Annotated in this window: 17 protein-coding genes and 1 tRNA gene; 12 read left to right on the forward strand and 6 right to left on the reverse strand. The window is 33.3% G+C overall.

What is annotated here, in order from left to right:
- Positions 1-29: 29 nt before the first annotated feature.
- Positions 30-3,101, forward strand: a complete 3,072-nt coding sequence (locus AAGD29_RS08540) for a 2-oxoglutarate dehydrogenase E1 component (RefSeq protein WP_341757813.1) — start codon at positions 30-32, stop codon at positions 3,099-3,101.
- A gap of 840 nt (positions 3,102-3,941) precedes the next feature.
- Here AAGD29_RS08540 and ubiA read toward each other — a convergent pair.
- Positions 3,942-4,790 (reverse strand): 4-hydroxybenzoate octaprenyltransferase, encoded by an 849-nt coding sequence (gene ubiA / locus AAGD29_RS08545; protein WP_341758784.1) that lies wholly within the window; start codon positions 4,788-4,790, stop codon positions 3,942-3,944.
- 50 nt (positions 4,791-4,840) lie between these two features.
- Between ubiA and AAGD29_RS08550 the strand changes: the two genes are divergently transcribed.
- The 5 genes from AAGD29_RS08550 (at position 4,841) to AAGD29_RS08570 (ending at position 11,423) form a co-directional block, all read left to right on the forward strand.
- Positions 4,841-4,972, forward strand: a complete 132-nt coding sequence (locus AAGD29_RS08550; protein WP_341757814.1) for a hypothetical protein — start codon at positions 4,841-4,843, stop codon at positions 4,970-4,972.
- A 124-nt stretch (positions 4,973-5,096) separates the two neighbouring features.
- Positions 5,097-7,595 carry a valine--tRNA ligase gene (locus AAGD29_RS08555; protein ID WP_341757815.1) on the forward strand — a complete coding sequence of 833 codons (2,499 nt, stop codon included), beginning with the start codon at positions 5,097-5,099 and terminating at the stop codon, positions 7,593-7,595.
- A gap of 341 nt (positions 7,596-7,936) precedes the next feature.
- Positions 7,937-8,488 carry a hypothetical protein gene (locus tag AAGD29_RS08560; protein ID WP_341757816.1) on the forward strand — a complete coding sequence of 184 codons (552 nt, stop codon included), beginning with the start codon at positions 7,937-7,939 and terminating at the stop codon, positions 8,486-8,488.
- 175 nt (positions 8,489-8,663) lie between these two features.
- A complete protein-coding gene (locus AAGD29_RS08565) occupies positions 8,664-10,220 on the forward strand; it encodes a patatin-like phospholipase family protein (protein WP_341757817.1) in 1,557 nt (518 codons plus the stop codon).
- A gap of 951 nt (positions 10,221-11,171) precedes the next feature.
- Positions 11,172-11,423, forward strand: a complete 252-nt coding sequence (locus AAGD29_RS08570; protein ID WP_341751523.1) for a BolA/IbaG family iron-sulfur metabolism protein — start codon at positions 11,172-11,174, stop codon at positions 11,421-11,423.
- Positions 11,424-11,603: 180 nt separating this feature from the next.
- On the opposite strand, the gene rplI is transcribed toward AAGD29_RS08570, so the two are convergent.
- From rplI to rpsF, 3 genes are read right to left on the reverse strand one after another with little or no spacing between them, the layout of a single operon-like run.
- Positions 11,604-12,158 (reverse strand): 50S ribosomal protein L9, encoded by a 555-nt coding sequence (gene rplI / locus AAGD29_RS08575; protein ID WP_341757818.1) that lies wholly within the window; start codon positions 12,156-12,158, stop codon positions 11,604-11,606.
- Between the two features lie 13 nt (positions 12,159-12,171).
- A complete protein-coding gene (gene rpsR / locus AAGD29_RS08580) occupies positions 12,172-12,456 on the reverse strand; it encodes a 30S ribosomal protein S18 (protein ID WP_341758785.1) in 285 nt (94 codons plus the stop codon).
- Between the two features lie 27 nt (positions 12,457-12,483).
- Positions 12,484-12,852, reverse strand: coding sequence for a 30S ribosomal protein S6 (gene rpsF / locus AAGD29_RS08585; RefSeq protein ID WP_341757819.1), 369 nt, complete (start codon positions 12,850-12,852; stop codon positions 12,484-12,486).
- 471 nt (positions 12,853-13,323) lie between these two features.
- Between rpsF and AAGD29_RS08590 the strand changes: the two genes are divergently transcribed.
- The 3 genes from AAGD29_RS08590 (at position 13,324) to AAGD29_RS08600 (ending at position 16,517) form a co-directional block, all read left to right on the forward strand.
- Entirely contained in the window at positions 13,324-14,028 is a 705-nt protein-coding gene (locus AAGD29_RS08590; RefSeq protein WP_341757820.1) for a winged helix-turn-helix domain-containing protein, read from the forward strand.
- Positions 14,029-14,126: 98 nt separating this feature from the next.
- A complete protein-coding gene (locus AAGD29_RS08595; protein WP_410521150.1) occupies positions 14,127-15,362 on the forward strand; it encodes a multidrug effflux MFS transporter in 1,236 nt (411 codons plus the stop codon).
- A 219-nt stretch (positions 15,363-15,581) separates the two neighbouring features.
- The gene (locus tag AAGD29_RS08600) at positions 15,582-16,517 is read left to right on the forward strand and encodes an IS110 family transposase (RefSeq protein ID WP_341757706.1); all 936 of its coding nucleotides are present in this window, start codon (positions 15,582-15,584) and stop codon (positions 16,515-16,517) included.
- A 486-nt stretch (positions 16,518-17,003) separates the two neighbouring features.
- Here AAGD29_RS08600 and cysS read toward each other — a convergent pair whose 3' ends face one another.
- Complete coding sequence (cysS, locus tag AAGD29_RS08605) at positions 17,004-18,386, reverse strand: cysteine--tRNA ligase (protein WP_341757821.1); 1,383 nt, start codon at positions 18,384-18,386, stop codon at positions 17,004-17,006.
- A 67-nt stretch (positions 18,387-18,453) separates the two neighbouring features.
- Between cysS and rodA the strand changes: the two genes are divergently transcribed.
- From rodA to AAGD29_RS08620, 3 genes are all read left to right on the forward strand, one after another.
- Positions 18,454-19,554 (forward strand): rod shape-determining protein RodA, encoded by a 1,101-nt coding sequence (gene rodA, locus AAGD29_RS08610; RefSeq protein ID WP_341758787.1) that lies wholly within the window; start codon positions 18,454-18,456, stop codon positions 19,552-19,554.
- A gap of 232 nt (positions 19,555-19,786) precedes the next feature.
- Positions 19,787-19,861 (forward strand) — tRNA-Asn (locus AAGD29_RS08615).
- Between the two features lie 283 nt (positions 19,862-20,144).
- The gene (locus AAGD29_RS08620) at positions 20,145-20,873 is read left to right on the forward strand and encodes a 3-deoxy-manno-octulosonate cytidylyltransferase (protein ID WP_341757822.1); all 729 of its coding nucleotides are present in this window, start codon (positions 20,145-20,147) and stop codon (positions 20,871-20,873) included.
- On the opposite strand, the gene AAGD29_RS08625 is transcribed toward AAGD29_RS08620, so the two are convergent.
- Positions 20,870-21,610, reverse strand: coding sequence for a biotin--[acetyl-CoA-carboxylase] ligase (locus AAGD29_RS08625; protein WP_341757823.1), 741 nt, complete (start codon positions 21,608-21,610; stop codon positions 20,870-20,872). The genes AAGD29_RS08620 and AAGD29_RS08625 overlap by 4 nt on opposite strands.
- Between the last annotated feature and the right edge of the window lies 1 nt (position 21,611).

The raw sequence follows: 21,611 nt of genomic DNA on the forward strand, positions 1-21,611 counted from the left end.
GGTTTTTTACTAATCAGGAATAGGAGTTTATGGATAAAAATTTAAAACAAACTAGTTTTTTATTTGGTAGCAATGCTGTTTTTATAGAAGAACTATATCAGCTATATTTATCAGATCATAAAGCAGTTGATGAAAGCTGGCAAGACTATTTCCAAAATATTGAGAATAATAATAGTTACCAAGTTAATAAAACTATTGCTCATGTTATTACTTCACCTCAAGAAAAATCCCTGCCGTATGTTACGGAACTTTCTGCTGCAACTATAGTCAATTCAGGGGGATTGGGTAGTAGGAGCGATGGAGCGACGCCTATATGTAATAGGCGAGCGATCGAAGATGACGCTACCGACTTCTCCTCAATTGACTATAACAAGCTCAGAGCAAAAGCAATGATTGCCAGTTACCGTAATTATGGACATTATTTAGTCAAGCTAGATCCCTTGAATCTTGAGGTTCTTAAGACTAAAAATGAGTTGAGACTTAATATAGAAGATTTTGGTTTTACCATAGATCAGTTGAATAATATTATAGAAATTGATGATGAATTTTTTGGAATAAAAGCATGTTCCCTTAAGGAATTGGTTAATTTGCTTGATCAAACTTATATTAAAGATATTGCTGTAGAATTTGCTCATGTGACTAATGAAGATGAGAAAACTTGGTTTTTTGAGCAGATAGAAAGTAATGCTCAGGATCTGATATTAAACTTCTTGCATAAGTCAAAGATAGCCCCGGAATTCTTAGAAGAAACGAATCCGGCTACCTTCGTGTACTCAGATGATTGTTACGGAGCAAGGCGAGTTTCGAGCGAACAAGAATCACCAACTAGATTGACTTATGCAGGAAGTCTATTAGAACAAGACAAGAAGAATATATTGCAAGACTTAGTGGAGATTGAAGGATTTGAACAATATCTACATACCAAATTTCCTGGAGCAAAACGCTTTTCAATAGAAGGTGGAGAGACAGCCGTAGTGGCTATAGATAAAGCTATAAATATGTCTATTATCCATGGACTAGAAGATGTAGTAATAGGCATGGCTCACCGAGGAAGACTTAGCACACTGGCTAAGGTAATGAATAAACCTTATAAAGCTATTTTGTCTGGATTTATAACAGGTAGTATCTTGCCGACTGATTTAGGTATTTCAGGTGATGTGAAGTATCATATTGGCTATTCATCAGATCAGATAAGAGAAGGGTCTAAGGTGCATCTTTCTATGGCAGATAATCCATCGCATTTAGAAGCGGTGAATCCGGTAGTAGCTGGTAAAGTGCGAGCAAAACAGGATAGCATCCAAGATACTAATCGTAAGAAAGTGATGGGTATTTTGGTTCATGGTGATAGTGCTTTCTGTGGTCAGGGTGTAGTAGCTGAGAGTTTATTTATGTCGGATCTAAAGCCTTATAAGGTTGGTGGGATTATTCACTTTGTCATTAATAATCAGCTTGGATTTACAGCGAATAGTTATGACACTAGACCAGGTAGATATTCTACTGAGTTTGCTAAGATAATTAATAGTCCAATTCTACATGTAAATGGTGATGATATTGAAGCCGTGATCAAGGCTACCAATATTGCAGTGAATTACCGGTATAAATTTGCTAGAGACATAGTCGTTGAGATCATTTGTTATCGTAAATATGGTCATAATGAAGGTGATGAACCTATGTATACTCAAGGTGTTATGTATAATGTAATAAAAAATAAGCAATCCCCGGCAACTATTTTTGCAAATAAACTAGTAGCAGGTGGAATAATTGACCAAAATTATTTTCCTACATTAAAAGAACAATTTAAACTGAAATTAGATCAAGAATATGAACAAGCCAAAAATTATCAGCCGCAAGCTCAGTTTTTGGAAGGTTTATGGTCTAGTTATACTAGGTCAAATGCCCAAATGCTCTCTACTGGTGTTAACAAAAACACCTTAAAAGAACTTGGTATAAAGCTTTGTCAGATACCAAAAGATTTTCCTTTAAATCCCAAACTTGTAAAATTATTTGAATTAAGAGAAAATACTTTAAAGCAAGATAAACCTATTGACTGGGCAACTGCAGAACAGTTAGCCTTTGCCAGTTTATTAAATACAGGTACGAAAATACGTTTTACTGGTCAAGATTGTGGGCGTGGCACTTTCTCTCACCGTCATGCAGTGTTACATAGTCAGGTGGATGATAGAACTTATACACCATTAAATAATTTATCGCAAAGCCAAGCAAATTTTGAAATTGCTGACAGTAATTTATCTGAATATGCAGTTTTAGGTTTTGAGTATGGTTATTCATTAGTTAATCCAAAAGATTTAGTAATTTGGGAAGCTCAATTTGGCGATTTTGCTAACGGAACTCAAATAATTTTCGACCAATTCATTTCTAGTAGTGAAAGCAAATGGCTCAGGATGAGCGGTATAGTAGTGCTACTGCCACATGGACTTGAAGGACAAGGTCCAGAGCATAGCTCTGCAAGACTCGAAAGGTTCTTGCAGCTTGCTGCTGAAAATAATATTCAAGTTACATATCCTACAACGCCAGCTTCATTTTTTCATTTATTACGTCGTCAAATATACAGTAATATTCGTAAACCACTAATAGTAATGTCACCAAAATCTTTATTAAGACATAAAATGGTTGTATCACCTCTCTCCCAGCTTGATGAGAATACAAGCTTTATACCTGTGCTAGACGAAATTAATGATGCCATAAATGCCAAGGAAGTGAAACGAATTATATTATGTAGTGGTAAAGTCTACTATGATTTATTAGAAAAAAGAGAAGAAAAGAGTATTTTAGATATAGTGATTATTAGACTTGAACAGTTATATCCGTTTGAAACGGATTTTATCATTAAAATATTAGGTAAATATAATAAAGTTAAAGAGTTTATTTGGTGTCAAGAAGAACCTAAAAATATGGGGGCATGGAATTTTGTTAAAGATCACTTAAATGAGAGCCTAAAAAATGCATCAATTAATAATCAATTTGTATATGTTGGTAGGAATGAGTCTGCTTCACCAGCAGTTGGCTCACCGATCATACATAATGAGCAACAGAAAAAATTGCTTGAAGAAGCCTTAATAATTAACCTGAATTCGATGTAATACCATTTCCCATTATTAACTACGCTATTTATAGTGAAACCTATTGAATTAGGTAATACAAATTTTGTGTCATACCTGCGAAAGCAGGTATCTAGATTCCCGCCTACGCGGGAATGACAACCTACAATCGTTATGTTCTTTGTCACCTAATCCTATGGACTTAACTATAGTGCTACAGTGTAGTACTAATGTCAAAACGATGTCATCCCAGCGAAAGCTGGGATCTAATAATGTTTAATAGTCTTTTAGGCTATTTTTTTAGATTTCCGCCGTTGCTAAGAATGACAGCTCTGGGTAGTAACTACAACTGTAGTATTAGCGTAGTTAATAATGGGAAATGGTATACTTGTCACATCGAACTTGCGGGATACATATAGAAACAATCAGGTTTGAAGCGGTTCTTCACCTGATTGTTAAATATTAATTTGCTAATAATCTTATTTTTATACAATATAAAAATAAGATTATTAGCGGTAATAGATTAAAATGCATTCGTGCCAGCCGTTTCAAGAATGCATTTTTCCTTATAACAAGCCAATTCGATATAAGAATTAACAATTCTTATATCGAACTGAGGTTAATTAAGGGGTAGAGTTAAGTTAGGAACGTCAGCATAATTATTTAATTATTCAAATCTAATGCACCATAGTACCCTACATTTTTCTATAATCGTCATCGCGAGGCATCTTTAGATGCCGTGGCGATCCAGGTAAACAGCGAAGCTGTTTTTTCTAGTACGCTTCGCGTATCCTGGATTGCCGCGTCGCCGCTTTCAGCAACTCCTCGCTAATAGACGATCAGCAGCCATTTTAATAGTGGTTATATAAAAAATGTAGGGTACTATGCTAATGCACCTAAAGCCAAGATTAAGCCAACGTAATTATTACTTTTAAACCTAGTAAGACAATTTTGTGGGTCTGAAATTTCTAATGTTACTACCTGCCAAGTTAGCATTATATAAGCACAGAGAATAGCTATATAGTTAGGTCGATGGGTTGCTATAATGTTAGCAAGTATGAATAATAATATGAAGATGGTATAGTAAACATATAAATGTAATTTATAATTTCTCTTTTCTAAAAAAAGTGACATTGACTTGATCTTAATCTTCTTATCGTCCTTTATATCCATAAAACCATAAATAGTGTCATAACCAATAATCCAAAAACAGCAGGCAATATACATAATACCCGATTCTATTGATATTTTATCAATTACGGCACTACTGCCAATCAATACTCCATTAAATGTTAGCCCTAGAAATACTTGCGGGAAGCTTGTCATTCTTTTCATTAGCGGATATAAAACAATCATGATAAAGCTAAGAAACCCTAGGCAAATCGCTGTTTTATTTAATGATAATAAAATTGTCAAGGAACAGACTGATAATATAGTTAGCAAAATCATCGCTTCATTTACATTTAATGATCCATTAGCTAGTGGTCTATCCTTTGTTCTTAAAACATGCTTATCAAAATCTTTATCAAAAATATCGTTAAGAACACAACCAGCTCCCCTAGTAATGATACTTCCGATAAAAAACAATGATAATAATTTTACTAAATTATAAATTGTAATATTGGTAAGCAGTACCCCAAAGCATGCTGAGAAAAATAGCAACAGATAGCCAGTAGGGCTTTGCAGCCTCATTAATTTAAGGCTCAGAAAAAATTTATTTGGCATTGCTATTAATTATGATATATCTTTGTTAAAAAAAATGAGCAATACCACAAAAATAATTGGGAATTGCTATTAGTGGATCAAAAAAATCTGCTATACTGCTCGTAAATGAAGAGTTGGTAGACGAAGATCAAAATCAACAAGTGCTAGGAGTGTCCAAGCCGAGGAGCACAGCGTACATTAGTACGTGAGCACCGCAGGTCTTGGACAACAACAACGCAATTGTTGATTTTCATCGAGTATATATATATAAATATAACCGAATATCGAATTCAGGTTAGTTAGTAACATTCCTTATATAATTAAGATATTATTATGACTGAATTTCCAAAAGATTATAGCTTTAGTGAAAGCGAAAGAAAATGGCAAAAATTTTGGCAAGAACAAGAAATTTATCTTTGGGATAAAAATGAAACAAGAGAAAATAGTTTTGTAGTAGATACCCCACCACCAACAGTCTCAGGACAACTGCATATAGGTCACGTTTACAGTTATACTCAGGCTGATTTTATTGTCCGTTTCCAACGGATGTTAGGTAAAAATATTTTTTATCCAATTAGTTTTGATGATAATGGTTTGCCTACCGAACGTTTAGTTGAAAAACAAAAACAACTAAAAGCAAACAGTATGCCAAGAGATGAATTTATTGAAATATGTAAGGAAGTTGTTATTTCTGAGGAAGAAAAATTCCGCTCATTATTTAACCAAATAGCTTTGTCTGTTGATTGGACTTTGGAATATCAAACGATTAATCCATTATCACAAAAAATATCACAAATGTCCTTTCTAGACTTAGTCGACAAAGGAGAAATTTACCGCAATAATCAACCAATATTGTGGGATCCAATTGATCAAACAGCTTTATCTCAAGCTGACATCGAGGATCAAGAAAAAACGTCAATGATGAATGATATAATTTTTCACACCAATAATGGTGAGAAGATTATTATTGCTACCACTAGACCAGAATTACTACCAGGTTGTGTTGCGGTATTTTATAACCCAAATGATGATAGATATAAACATTTGCAAGGTCAATTTGCCATAACACCGCTATTTGATGTTAAAGTACCTATTTTAGCAGATGATTTAGTTAAAATAGATAAAGGAACTGGACTTGTTATGTGCTGTACTTTTGGTGACACAACTGACATAATTTGGTGGAAAACTTATAATTTACCCATGAAAATCGTTATAGATGCACAAGGGATCATAAATTGCCCAGCTGAATTATCAAATTCACGTTTTTATAATCAAATAAATGGTTTAAAAATAAAAGATGCTAGAAGTAAAATTATAGAAATTTTAAAAGAGGAAAATTTATTAGTCAAACAGGTAGAAATTACTCAAACAGTAAAATGTGCCGAACGTTCAGGTACACCACTAGAGATACTTATAACACCTCAATGGTTTGTTCGTACGATAAAACATAAAGATGTTCTAATGCAACGAGCAAATGAGCTGAATTGGTATCCCAAAAATATGAAAATTAGGCTTGAGAGCTGGATAAATAGTCTATCATGGGATTGGTGTATAAGTCGTCAACGCTATTTTGGTGTGCCATTCCCTGTTTGGTATTCTAAAAGAACTGGTGAAGTAGGCAAAGCTATATTTCCCAATATAAATCAGTTACCAGTAGACCCCACCCAAGATCTACCAATTGGCTACTCTAGAGATGAAATAGAGGCGGATTATGATGTTATGGATACTTGGGCGACAAGTTCCATCTCACCACAATTAGGTAGTCACGGTATATCTGAAAAGTTTAACGTAGATATCGAGCGTCACAAAAAATTATTCCCAGCTGACTTGCATCCACAAGGTCATGAAATTATTAGGACATGGGCTTTTTATACAATACTTAAAGCTCAGTTACATGAAAATACACTTCCTTGGAAAAACATTATGATTAGTGGATGGTGTCTAGCATTTGATCGTAGCAAAATGTCAAAATCTAAAGGAAATGTTATTGTGCCACAAAAATTGCTTGAGCAATACGGTGCTGATGTAACACGTTATTGGACTTCTAAATCTAAGCTTGGAGCAGACACTGTTTACTCTGAAGACGTAATGAAAAATGGCAAGAGGCTTGTTAATAAATTATGGAACGCTGCTAAATTTGCTGCTATTCACTTCGATAAATTAGACCCACTAGATAAAAATGCTGAAATATCTGATATAGAAAGCAAGATTTGTCATAAGTTTGACCAGTGGTTAATAGTTAAACTAGTTGAGTTAGTAAGCAAAGTTGAATCAGATATGCAAAATTATGAGTATGCCAATGCTGTGGATTTGATAGAAAAGTTTTTTTGGTCAGTATTTTGTGATAATTACCTCGAAATCACCAAAACCCGGGCTTATAATATGGATGGTTCAGATAATAAAGGGCAGTATAGTGCTATAATAACCTTATATTATTCAATAAAAATTTTGCTCAAATTATTAGCCCCTTTCTTGCCACATATAACAGAAGAAATTTGGCAAATTTTGTATAGTACAAAATCTATACATACAAGGGGCAACTGGCCTCAAATCAAAAACTTATCTTTTCCGGTGGATCAAATTCAGCCTGATAGACTTATTGAAATACTAGACTTGGTTAGGAAAGCTAAAGCAGAAAAGAATTTGTCAGTCAAAGCTGATATTGAGATATTAGAAATTATAGGAGAAAAACTTTCTGATGAGCTAATAATAGATCTCAAAAACGTTATGTCTGCTCGCACCATAGAATTTGTTGAGCAATTTTCATCAACAAATCAAGTCTTAAAGAATGGCGATGTTGTAATTAATGTAATATATACTCAAATACTTTGAAATTATAGAAACAATCAGATTTGAGACGGCTCTGCACAGGGTAATTTAAAAGTCACGCTTTAAAGTTGAAAAACCGAAATAATTTTAGAAGGGCATGTGCTTACAAACGTCATTGCGAGGAGGTTGCTTGCTGCAACCTACGAAGCAATCCAGCAAAAATACGATAATTTTATTTTTTTTGTTTCCTAGATTGCTTCGGCGGCACTTCGTGCCTTCTCGCAATGACGTTTGATGTTCTTAATAATTACTTATTTCAACTCTAGAGTGTGACTTTTAAATTACCCTGGCTCTGCATCTGATTGTTAAATTAATATAATTAGCTTTTAGTGAGATTAAACAAAATGACTACCGTTATCTACCTAATAGGTAAACCAGGGACTGGCAAGTATACTATAGCAAAGGAAATAGCAAAAGCTGGCTACAGCATATGTGACAACCAGCATATCAATAATCCTATTTTCTCACTTCTAAATTATGATGGATTGACTCCTATTCCAGAATTTGCTTGGGATACAATTAAACATATACGAGATGGTATCTTTAATTTTCTAAGCCAAGAAACTTATAATAACTATGTTCTTACTAATTGTCTCTATGAGATTGATGGTGATCATAAGCTTTTTAATCAAGTACAACAGCTAGCATCGAACCGTAAGTCAACATTTATTCCTGTAAAATTATTGATTTCAGAAGAAGAAAATATTATGAGAATTCAACAGCTAGATAGGCTGCTTCGTTACAAATCAATCGATGTACAAGATGTTTATCCAAAATATCCTTTGATTCAAATTTCTCATTCTAATTTATTTGAGCTTGATGTTACACTCCTTCCTGCTAGTGAGGCTGCAAAGAAAATTTTGCAGCATGTTAGGTTATATACTCAAATACTTTGAAAAATTGATAAATCAATTTACAAGTTTGGTGTGTAATATTTTAGGATTCCCTACGATACTATATAACTTATTTTTTACTTTTATTTATTATGATACAAAATTTTATTTGTTATAATATAAATTTTATGATAACCTAAATATCAGGAAACTTTAAAAGGTTACGGAGGCATAGTTTATGACTACAAATCAAACGGAACAAAACAAAGTTCTTTGCCTTTCAGGTGGTGGGGTAAAAGGAATAGCTGAGTTAGTTGTACTAGCGAAAATAGAAGAAATAACCCAGCAACCTATATCTAAATTATTTAATATTATTTCTGGCACTAGTGTTGGTGGGTTAATTGCAGCCTTATTGACAATTCCTAAGGAAGAAGGATCAGCAGAACCGCGTTATTCAGCTAAAGAAGCTTTAGCACTATTTGAAAACACTGCTCCTGAAATCTTCCCTCAAAGCTGGTTTAACTGGGGAATAATAAAACACAAATATAGTCAAGAACCTTTGAAGAAAATGCTAGAAAAGCATTTAGGGGATAATAGATTGGATGATAGTCTATGCCGCCTTATTATACCAGTTGCTGATTTGAATGAAGGAAAGAATAGTATGCAGATCTTTGATAGTCATGATAAACATAGTCCACATGTTAGAATAAAGGATGTGCTTCTTGCAACTACAGTAGCCCCAACCTATTTTAAAGCTGTTGTTAATAAAGAGGCCGTAAAAGATTATGATTATGCTGCGGGTAAGCCTTATGCTTTTGCCGACGGTGGTCTTGGTGCTAATCGTCCAGCTGCTACAGTGCTACAGGTACTTAAAGAAGGACTTAGTTATCATGAACAAGCAGATATTATGGAACACACTATGATTTGTTCTATCAATTTTGGAAAAGGTGAGCAAACAAAAGCCCAAATACCGTCAGCTAATTTTGATGGAGCATTAGGGTGGTTATTTAACGGCTTAATTGATACACTTATGAAAAATGACGAGGAAGCTGATGTAAATGAGGTTAGGTTAGATCTAACGGGTGAAGGGCAAAATACAGAGATATTACTTCCTATTCCAAAAGAATGTAAAAACCTAGACGATTCTAGCCAAAATAATATAACAAAGTTAAAGGTAGTCGCTGAGCAATATTTAGAAAATAATTCCAAGTTAATACAAGATCTGTGTGATAGATTAAAAGCTGATTGGAGGGATAATCTTGAGGAATCTAAAGTCTCAAATGTAATGGTAAGTAATGGAGTTAATGATGAAGGGTATGAAAGTGATAGCAACTCAGACTATTCTGATATAGTGGTGGCTACTGCAGAACCTGAAGTCTTAAATGCAATGGTAAGTAATGAATTAGAATCTAGTAGTACTATAGTGACTAATGGAAAAACAGATCCTACTGTAACTAGTGAGAAATTTACAACAACACTTCAGTGGATTAAAGAGTTATATGCAAAGGATTCCAAATGTGCATTAGAATATTTAGAATATGTTAATAATGTATCTCCTGAAAAGTTAGATTTTACTACAATTGAATCACTACCTGAAGAAGTACAAAAAACCGTTCAATGGATTGTAGGGTTAGATACAGAGAGTCGTTCAGAGCTATTAGAAAATGTTAAGTCATTAATAATCAGTACCTCTCATGATTATAAGGATAATATTTCTTGTGTTCAAGAAGTGACTGAACTTGAAGGACAGGATCCACTATACGAGCATGCTGACGACTTAGTTGACTGTTATTAGAAAGTAAAAAAGAGTGCATTGCTAAAACTAACTAGGTGAGTACTTGCCTTAAGAGTAATCTTACCTAGTGATAACAGAATGTTAGGTTATTGGATGATATACTCTTCCTGCTTTAAAGAATTGGCTTCACAAAACTGCTATGATTTCAAGAGTTGGTATACTCAAATGATTTAAAGAATTGGATTTGGAAATGAAAGGCGAACGGAGTGTACATTTAGTACATGAGTACGCGAGTTCCTGATATTTTTAAAAAACAATTCTTCAAAGCAGAAGAGTATACATAACTGCATTTGCTTTTTTGCTGTTATATGTTATTTTTTTCTTGCATTTTACGGGAAGTCCATACAAAGTTAATTATTTAAATTAAAAAACTTTGTAATAAGATTCTAACACCCTTTCCCTTACTTTACCAGCCCTACAGACCGACTGCAGGGTAATTTAAAAGTCGGGCTGCAAGCCTAATAGATAAAGGAAAAAGTGCTTAATATGCACTCGATGTCATTCTTAGCAACGGCGGGAATCTAAAAAAATAAGCCTGAAAGACTATTAAGTAATATAGATCCCGCACCGAAGCAGGGATGACATCGGTAGTGGTTAAATTTGTATCTATAGCAACTAATGATTGTGACTTTTAAATTACCCTGACCGACTGTTAAATTTCTATGATTGCAGACTTTAAGCTTTTGCTGTATGTTAACCTCAAGTATCGATGTAATAAATTAATAGTAGGCTCAAGTAATCATCACCATTATGGGTGATGTCATCACCCCCTGCTGCCATTATGTCATCCCAGCGAAAGCTGGGATCTAAAACTATATAACATATCTTCTATGCTATTTTTCAGACCCCGCACTGAAGGGGGTGACATCGAAGGTGCAGACACCCTAGGCTATTAAACCGATGTCTCACATCGAACTAAGATTATGTTACATAAAAAAAATCTAAAGAACAATGGCAATATCTATTAAAGAACTTGAAGAAATTATACGTTATAGTTTTCCAAATGCCAAAATAAAAATTGTTGATTTAGCTGGAGATCAGGATCATTATTCCTTAGAAATACAAGATGATGCTTTTCTTGGAATCAGTCTAATTAATCAGCATAAGATGGTAAAAAAAGCTTTAGCAGAAATACTGAATAATAATAAATTACATGCTATCACCATAAAAACTACCAGCTCTCCATTAAATATAGTCAAATAACCCTACGGATGGGGAAATAGACCTTTTGCATAATTCTACTTCTGTTGGTAATTTAGGCAATGCACCTAGACTCGAATCCTCACATACATCATAGTCTGCTGTGGGTCGAGGTTTCATGTCTCCTTCAAATTCCCTAGCAGAAGAAAATTATGCAAGAGGTCTGAAGGAAGAGAGTTAGTCTTATATCTGCTCCACATCGTTAGGAGTAGAGGCTTCTTGTTGATTAGAACTTTCAAGGGAGCTAATAGTATCTTGCTTATTGTTCCTTGAGTAATCCTGTGCTTCAGATTCTGACCTTGCAACAATTACCGTTATATTTGTACTAAGCTCAGCGTGCAACCTAACCTCTACCACGAATACACCTGTTGACTTTATTGGTTTCTCAAGAATTATACTTAAATGTGATATTGAGTGCAAAGAAGCCTTAGACAAACTTTCAGCAATTTCTTTATTATTCACTGAACCAAACAACCGACCATCATCAGCAGACTGCTTAATAAATATTAATTCCTTACCACTGATAACATTATTAATAGCTTCTGCCTCAGATCTTATTTTTAGCTCCTTCGTTTCAAGATCATGTTTTTGGGCTTCTATGAACTGTTTATTAGGTTCTGTTGTCCTAATTGCTAACTTTTTGGGGATAAGATAATTACGAGCAAACCCCTTTTTTACCTTAAGAATCTCTGCAATCTTTCCGAGTTTTCTTACAGGTTTAATCAAAATAACTTCCATCTTATTCCTCTGCTCAAATTTGAAATACAAAAGGCAACAACGCTAGGATTCTAGCAATTTTTATAGCATTCTTCAGTTTTCTTTGTTTTTTGGCACATACATTGGTAATCCTACTAGGCAACATTCTACCACCTTCTGATACAAATTTTATTAACAAATCAGGGTTCTTGTAATCAATTACTGGAGCATTTGGAATAGAAAGAGGGCATCCCTTACGTTTTCTAAAAAACACTCTTTTATTACTTCTATCAGCCATTCTAGTCATTGACTGAGAGTCAACAGCATCATTCTCAAACATTTTAATATTTTCCAATTTTATTACTATTTAGTCTTTATTAATTGTTACATCAACTATTTCTTCATGATCTGAACTTTTACTTCTTAGAATCGGCGAAGGTTCAGCACTTATTGAATCAACATTGATATTAACAAACCTAATAATATTTTCACTTAGCTTCATTTTCCTTTCCAGTTCATTTATTACCGAAAAAGCAGTTTTAAGCCCCATAAAAACATAATGTCCTTTTTTATTATTACCAATCTTATAGGCTAAACTTCTTAAACCCCAATATTCAGTTTTAATAACTTCGCCGTTACTATCTTTAACAATTTTAGTAAAGTCATCGGTAATTTTATCTACATCAGCAGACGAAATATCTTGACGTATGATAAAAACTGATTCGTAAAAAGCCATATATAAGAATCTCCAGCTACAAAATAAAGCCATTTATAACAATAAAAAACATTTAATTCAAGTGTTATCTTTATTATAGAGCATAATTAATAAATCACTAATACCTTTTGATTGCAAAAATATAACCATTTTACACGGATTGTAAACAAATAATTAAATTAGTAGGCTTATATTAATAAATTTAGTAGAAATTTATTAATTAATTCGATAATATTGTACTTTAAAAAGTCAAATTAATATCATTACAATAAATTCACAACAATGTAATATTAGACTCTTGCATAACTGAATTATACTCTTTTTACTTTAAAAATTGACTCAGCAAAAACTTTGAGGGTTCGCGTACTTCACATTACCTACATGTACGTCTAGCATGCTTATACCTTGTTTTATGCTCCAATCCCTCAATCATTTGGGTATACAAAGAAGAATTTAGTCATGCCTAAAGTCTTCATTTAATTAGTATTTAAAATGTTTGATAAATTACCACCTAGAGTTCTTATTATAGAATCAACTAAAAGCATTAACGTTTCTTTATCTAATGTCATAGAGAGAGCATGGTTTAATCTTGTTAAAGCTAACACAATAGAAAAAGCTATGGTCTTCTCTATTGCAAATCACCCTGATATAATTATTGTTGATTCGATGGTACAAGGTAAAGTTGCTACAGAAATAGCAACTAAACTAAGAGAAATTAATGGTTTAGCGAAAGTACCAGTAATTTTTTTGCTACACTCAGGAGAATCCCCGTCTAATTATACTTTGGAAGATAATAACTTTGTTGTTTCTCTTATTAAACCATTCACACCAGATCAGCTAATGATTTCAATAAGATCATTACTCCGACGATCTAATTTGATTCTACAAGATAAAGTTATAAAATATAAGGAAGTAAGTATGGATATTACTACCTATAAAGTAACTAATAACGGCAGGATAATTCGTTTAGGACCAACAGAATTTAAGATTTTACAACTTTTTATAAAAGCACCTAAAGTAATATTTTCCCGTCAAGATATTGTAGACAAAGTGTGGGGCAAAGATACAGCTATTGACCTACGTACTATTGATGTACATATAAATAGAATAAGAGCATCTCTAAAAAATAAAGAATCTGAAGTATTTATAAAAACGGTTCGTTCCACAGGATATTGCCTTGATTTGCCAGATTCTTAGAATTAAAGTAAGAAATTATTTACCATCCAAAAATTTTGTGTAATGTTCTAAAGTTTTAATGTATAAAGGACAAGATCTGCAACCAATGGAAGTTATTAATGAAATTAGGTAAAATTGAGAATATCATAGTCGCACCACTATATATTATTATATTAATGGTTATAATACCGACGTTAAGTGAGACGATTTATACCCCCTCACTTCCTGACTTAGCGAAGGATTTGAAAATTAGTGCTAATTTAGCAGAATACACACTTACTATTTTTTTGTTTGGCTTTGCTGTTGGTGTTTTAATATGGGGTAATTTATCTGATTTTTATGGGCGTAAGCCTTGCATACTTACAGGATTTTTGATTTATACTTTATCGTGCTTCATTTGTTATTTAGCAGATAATATTAATATGCTACTTGCTGCAAGATTTATGCAAGCTTTTGGAGCTAGTGTTGGGTCGGTATTAGGGCAAGCCATAGCTAGAGATATAATAAAACCAGCAGAGCGTGGTAAAATGTTCTCAACGATAGCTATTGCCATAGCATTTGCTCCTGCTATAGGACCAATTATAGGTGGTTTTGTAATAAAATTTTATCATTGGTCGGCGGTATTTCTTGTTCTGATAGTGATTGCAATATTTATCATGGTGTTAATATCAGCTAGACTGCCAGAAACTAACCTAAATCTTAGAACTGAACGTTTGGTTATTCCACTTTATAAAGAATGTTTTGGTAAAATGATTAAAGATCCAAGATTGCTTGGTTTAGCATTTTTAACTGGAGCAGTGAATGGTATTTTATTTGGTTATTTTACTGAAGCGCCTTTTTATTTTATCTCAGGACTAAATATTTTAACTTCATCATTTGGTATGATATCATTTTTTATATGTATTCCCTTAGCTTTAGGTGGACTTATATCCAAAAAGATGCATAAACTGCAAAAAACTTCTGATAATATTATTTTTGCAGCTATTAAGGTTATGTGTTTAGGATCTTTGCTATTCTTGTTATCTAGTTATTTTAATCTAATTAATAAAGATAATGTGACAGGGTCTTTATTACAAACTTTATTATGGCTAGGTATTATTATGACAGGCATCACTATGATAGCTCCGAATTGCTTAAGTCAAGCTTTGGAAAATTATGGCAAATTTGCTGGCACAGCAGCTTCACTTTTTGGTTTTATGTATTATATAATTGTCACAAGTTTTACAGCATTAATGGGATATATGCATAACGGATCATTGACACAATTACCATTATTTATGCTAATCATTTCAATTAGTATGATGTTAGTGTTTCATATTGTTATTAATAAGCAGCAAATGGCAAAGAATAATTAATAGATTGTATCTTGAATATTAGCTCAATATGGAGTTAATATGGTCGGAAGGAGTGACGCCGTTTAATTTAGATTGGTCTTTAAAGACCGAGGGAATCTTGGTGCACTCCTTCCTTGAATCGCAAAGTATAATACGAACGGTAGGATGATCCTTTAGAGATCGAATTTACAATCATGTATCAAAACTTTGCAAAACAACCACTAATTATAGGTAAAGCAAATGACTGAAAAAAGCAAGATATTTATGGGAATAGATGTTTCAAAAAATACGCTTGATATATCTATGAACAATATTCATTGTAAGATTAAAAATACAGATAAAGCTATTTCTGATTTTATAAAATCAGAAATAGCTTCTCGAAATATTGTGCTTACTGTTTTGGAATCTACTGGCGGTTATGAACGTTTGGTTATGAGGATGTTGCAACAAGCCGGGCTTGCTGTGCATAGAGCTCATCCTAATAGAGTTCACGCTTTTGCTAAGGTCTGTAACCATTTTGCTAAAACTGATAAATTGGATGCGTTATTACTTGAGAAATATGCAGCTTTTATTGCTAATGATGAGAAAGGAGACCAAATAATTTCTGTTATACAAGAAGAATTACAATCTCTAAGGAGCATAGAACGTAATATAGAAGAAGATATACATGCTAATCAATGCAGAACAAAAGTTGCATCCGAGAAGGCTAAGAAATATCTCGAAAAAATGATAAAGTGTGGCAAAAAACAGCTTGAGGAAATTAGAAAAGATATAAAGGCTGCTATAAAGGAAGATAAGAGTTTAAAGGCAAAAAATGATTTACTCATAAGCTATAAAGGTATAGGTGAAAAAACAGCTAGTGTTTTGCTAATAGAACTGCCAGAGCTTGGTGTGCTGAGCAATAAGGAAATTGCAAGCTTAGTTGGACTCGCCCCAAAAACAAGCCAAAGCGGTCAAAAAACTAATGGGGCTCATATTAGAGGGGGCAGGTTTTTTGTTCGAAAAAGCTTGTATATGGCTGCTTTAGTAGCGATGCGTCATAATGACAAAATGAAGGCATTATATGAACGTATGACTAATGCTGGTAAAAAAGCAAAGGTCGCTTTAGTAACCGTTATGCGTAAAATAATTATTTGTTTAAATTCTATGGTAAAAAATAATAAAATTTATGAATAATAATCTACTTTTTTTCTTGACTAGCAAGACGGTAGATTCCTGACCGAAGCGGGAATGACATCTTCCACAACTGTCGAAAGTTAGAAGAGGGAGGGGTTTTAAATAGGGTAACGTCATTGCGAGAAAGACCGTAGGTCGACGAAGCAATCTAAAAAAGTAACCATAAGTGGATTGCTTCGTCGGCTTACGCCTTCTCGCAATGACAGCGGTTATAAGCCCACAACTTTTAAACTGCCATTATGACTTCTAAAACCTCTTCCTCTTCTAACTTTCGACAGTTGTGGACATCTTCTCGACTTCTTTTCATGACTTTTAAGCTGCCATGAATTATATAACTCAATAAAAACTTGATTATCGAGTTTTATATTAAGTAGCTGAAATTCAAAACCGGTAAAAACGATTTTAACTAGTCATATAAACATTTTTGATTTTAAATCAAGAAAATATAAAAAAACATTCCTTAATAGTTAGTAAATGTATTCTTAATCAAACTTTTCTCCAACTAGTTGATCCATCTAGTTTGTCTTCTAGAATTATGCCATCTTTTGATAAATTTTGACGAATTTGGTCGGCTAATAACCAATTTTTTTGTAATTTGGCTTGCCTACGTTGCTCAATATGCTGGAGAATCAGTTCATCATTTATTTCACAGTAAAACCACCTACTCGCTGGTTGGGTCATTAGACCTATAAAATTGCTGCATGAAAGTAGGTAAGAGGCATATAAGTACTTATCATCTTCTTTGTTACTCGCAAAGACCAGTTTAGCATAATCGTTTATTATTTTAATGGCCAGAGGTGTATTCAGATCATCGAATAAGTGAGATAAAAATTCTTCTGGAATGTTCTGAACGTCAAGTTTGTTAATGTCCAAATTCTCTATCGCTCTATACCAATAATTCATTGTTTTTGTAGCATCTTCTAGAGCTTTATTGTTGTAATCTAATGGTTTACGGTAGTGGCTACTCAGTAACAGTAATCTAACTACGCTACCAGGGATTTTTTTATCTATCAAGTCTTTTACAGTAATAAAATTATTGAGCGATTTACTCATTTTCTCACCATTACAGGTCAGAAATCCATTATGCACCCAATATTTAGCAAAGTGAGAGTTCGGGAAAGCACATGTACTTTGTGCTATTTCATTAGTATGATGAGGAAAAATTAAGTCTGCCCCTCCACCATGAATATCAAAATTTTCTCCTAGATATTTATAGCTCATCGCTGAACATTCTATATGCCAGCCTGGTCTACCTCTTCCCCAAGGGCTATCGAAATTTGCCAATATTTCTTCATCTTTACTGGCTGGTTTCCATAATACAAAATCGTGTGGTTGCTTTTTTGATGGGTTATTTTCAATACGCACCCCCTCTAGCATTTCATCAAGATTACGATTTGATAATTTTGTATAATTTGGGGCGGTAGAAATATCGAAATAAACGTGATTATCTACGATATAAGCGTGGTTTAGGTCAAGTAATTTTTGAATAATCACAATCATGTCATCAATATGCATGGTGGCTTTTGGCTCGATATTTGGCGTTTTGCAACCTAGATATTGCATATTAGCATGAAATTCTTCGGTAATTCTAACTGTTAAGTCAGAAATCGTTATTTTGAGTTCTTTGGCTCTATTTATTATCTTATCATCAACATCGGTAATATTACGCACATATTTTACATGATTTTGACCAAATATTTTGCTTAGTGACCGGTATAAAATATCGTATACTACTACGGACCTAGCGTTACCAATATGGGGATGATCGTAGACGGTTGGACCGCAAACATACATTTTTACTAAATTACTATCTAGCGGTATGAAAACTTCTTTCTTGTGAGTAAGTGTGTTATGTAATAATAATTTCATGTTTTTTAATCGTAATTAATAATATCATTTTACAGCTAATTTTTATGGATATCTACCTAGAATGTCAATTCAAAGAAATTATTTTGAAAAACTAAAAAAACTACCAATTACTTTAATTATTCTTATTAGTATGATTTGTAGCATTGGTTTTGTTGTACTATATTCCGCTTCAGACAGTAATATTCACCCTTGGGCGTATAAGCAGATGATGCATTTTTTCTTGTTTTTACCAGTTGTGATTATTATTGCAACCATTGATATAAAATATATATTTAAGTTTTCATATATATTTTATATTGCTATTATTATCTTATTAGTTAGTGTTGAGCTTTTTGGATCTATTTCTATGGGAGCAAAGCGTTGGATAGATTTAGGAGTCATCCGTGTGCAGCCTTCTGAACCAACAAAACTAGCAGTAGTGTTAATGTTAGCTAGGTATTTTCATCAGCTAAAAATTGAGGATTTTGCTAGATTTTACAAGATATTATTGCCTATAATAGGTGTGATAGTACCAGTTATACTGATAATAAAAGAACCGGATCTAGGTACTGGAGTGATTAATATCATTATTGCTAGTATTATTTTTTTTGCTGCTGGTTTTAGAGTAAGAAATTTTGTGATAATTGGTATTATAGTCCTTACTTGCATACCAGTTATGTGGCAAGTGATGCATGATTATCAAAGAAAACGAATCATGGTTTTTTTTGATCCTGAGAAAGATCCTCTTGGAGCTGGATATAACATTATTCAATCAAAAATTGCTATTGGTTCTGGTGGGTTGTGGGGTAAGGGGCTAGCTAAAGGTAGCCAAAGCCATCTAGATTTTTTACCAGAGCATCAGACCGATTTTATCTTTGCTACTTTTGCTGAAGAATTTGGTTTTGTTGGTAGTTTGTTTCTGTTGACTCTTTATTCTGCAATTATAATAATTTCATTAATGATTGCTGTGAATTGTAGAGCTATATTTAGTAAACTGATGGTAATAGGTATAACATCAATCCTATTTAGTCATGTATTTATAAATATAGCTATGGTGATGGGATTATTGCCAGTGGTAGGTGTGCCTTTACCTTTTATATCTTACGGCGGTACAATGATGGTATCAATGCTTATTGGGTTTGGATTAGTAATGAATGCTCAGGTACACCAGCATAGTAATGTTTCTTAAATAGACCTCTTGCATAATTCTACTTCTGCTGGTAATTTGTATGTGCTACTGGTATTCTGCTCCTCGCATTGAGTACGCTACGGGTCGAGATTCCAAGTCTCCTTCAAATTCCTCAGTATAAGCGAGTTCTGCAAGAGGTCTATTTATTTTTTATAGATAAAATAAGAAAATACTAGACCCTAGTCAAAAGATTTGTTATAAGAAACCTAGTCTTCTATATAAAGGCAAATGTTCCTCGGTAGCTCAGTGGTAGAGCAAACGGCTGTTAACCGTTCGGTCGCTGGTTCGAGTCCGGCCCGGGGAGCCATTCAAGACTAGTAGTAGTTTTTTCGAATATATAAAACGGGAAATGCAAAGTAAACTCTAGCTTCTGACCGTTTAGTTTGAGGTTCTGAAATATGAAACTTATCATTTTACGTTTTTGAGGGCTTTCAGAATCTTTGAAAGTCTCATAGGCTTCAGAGGCAAGATTTGTAAGTTGTAGTAGTGTCAGTAAATTTATCATCTGCTTTAATAATTGGCTAATTTCATACTGACAACATTTTACGGCAGATCCATACATGAGGTTAAATATAATTATATGGTAGTTTATGCATTCTGATGTTGCAATTATTATCCCTTCAAGACTTGATTCAGTAAGACTTCCCAAAAAACCTCTACAACTTGTAGGGGGAATCTCAATAATTGAGCGTGTTCTTAGGCAAGTATATTTAACCAAACTAAAAAATATTTATGTGGCAACTGATTCAGAAACTATAGCTAAAAAAGTTACTGATTGCGGTGGACAATTTATTATGACAAACCAAGAATGTCAAACTGGTACCGAACGTGTATACGAAGCATTTCAGCTAATCCCTAACAATCACAATATTAATTATATCCTGAATGTACAGGGTGATATGCCTTTTGTTGAACCGGAATCAATTATCAAAGTTATTGAAAACCTAAAGTCCAGTAGCCATGATATTATGACCCCAGTAGTAAAAGTTGGTATAGATGCCGTAAATGGTCATAGTAATGTCAAAGTTATTACTGACCATAATGATAAGGCTTTGTATTTTTCTCGTAATCTCATTCCACACGGTGCAGAAGAATTTCTATATCATGTAGGAATGTATGGGTTTCGCAAAGAAGCATTAACTAAATTCATAAACTTACCTGTTTCAACTTTAGAATTAAGCGAAAAACTTGAACAACTAAGAGCATTACAAAATAACATGTCCATAGGGGTATGTTATGTTAACAATATCCCCATTTCTGTTGATACAGCAGAAGATTTAAACAAGGCTATAGAGTTTTATCAAAAAAATATCAGTTAATAAATTATTTCCGTAGCATAATTAACGCAACAGACTTGCCCTGAAGCAAGCTCAATCCTTATGCTCCCTTTTTCATCTATGTCTTTAAAAATTCCTGAGATTTTTGTGTTTCCATCATTTACGGTAACCATCTTACCTAACTTATAAGCTCTTTTAAGCCAATATTGTCTTATTTTACTAAACCCTTCTTGTTTCCATCTACTAAAATATTTTTCAAAGTTAATCATGAGAAGCTCTAATAAATATTCTAGATCTTTTACTGCTATATTCTCATCGGATAAATTGGTTGCCAATTGATCAATATTTAAAGGGCTTCCCTTAACGTTGATGCCAACACCTATAATAAGATAATTATTATCATTTATACTAATAGATTCAAGCAATATACCCGATACTTTCCTGTCGTTTATCAAAACATCATTGGGCCATTTTAATTTGATAAAATTCTCTGATTCCACCCACAAAGATCTTATGGTTTTATAAACAACAATAGCCATAACAAAAGATAATTGTGGAATAAAGTTAAGATCAATCTTATGATTTAATAATATACTAACATACAAATTTCCTAGACTAGAATGCCATGCCTTTGTATTTCTCCCACGCGATTTTGTTTGATTTTTAGCAAATATTACATAATTTTTATCAGGACAAGCCTTAGCCATCCTAATAGCTTCAGAACTGGTACTATCTATCTCATCAAAAATTAGTAGATTATATTTTTCCTGCCATGACATA

It is taken from the genome of Candidatus Tisiphia endosymbiont of Ditula angustiorana (genome assembly GCF_964026425.1).
In the GTDB taxonomy this organism is placed as follows: domain Bacteria; phylum Pseudomonadota; class Alphaproteobacteria; order Rickettsiales; family Rickettsiaceae; genus Tisiphia.